We start from the raw sequence: 364 nt of genomic DNA, 5'->3' as shown, positions 1-364 counted from the left end.
ATACCGCAATGTTGGTCGTTCCACTATCTTCTGCGACATCAGCAGGAGTATCATTAGTAGCCGTTGGGGTATCATCTACTGGGGTTACATCGAAAGTAACCGTAGCCGTAGCCGTATCTCCATCTGCATCTTCAATCTCATAAGTAATCGTTACCGGACCATTATAGTCTAAGGCCGGAGTAAAGTCAATCGTATCATCCGTCGGATCGTTTGGCGTACCTCCATTGTTTACTACTGCAGTTCCTACGGCGGCTGGGATGGCAGTCACATTGATCGTTCCGGTACTTGGACCGTCTCCTCCAAAGCTATCGTTTCCTAATACTGCTATGTTGGTCGTTCCACTATCTTCTGCGACATCTGCAGG

At 48.1% G+C, this 364-nt stretch carries 1 protein-coding gene; it reads right to left on the bottom strand.

Annotation, left to right across the window (positions count from 1 at the left end; genetic code table 11):
* Positions 1-364: Ig-like domain-containing protein (locus ACXAGJ_RS24725; RefSeq protein WP_474843867.1), on the bottom strand; the 364-nt coding region annotated here is incomplete at both ends.

The sequence above is a fragment of the Aquimarina sp. AWH4_224 genome (assembly GCF_056160245.1).
The sequence above is the reverse complement of the archived record's forward strand: the minus strand, read 5'-3'. Positions and strand labels throughout refer to the sequence as shown.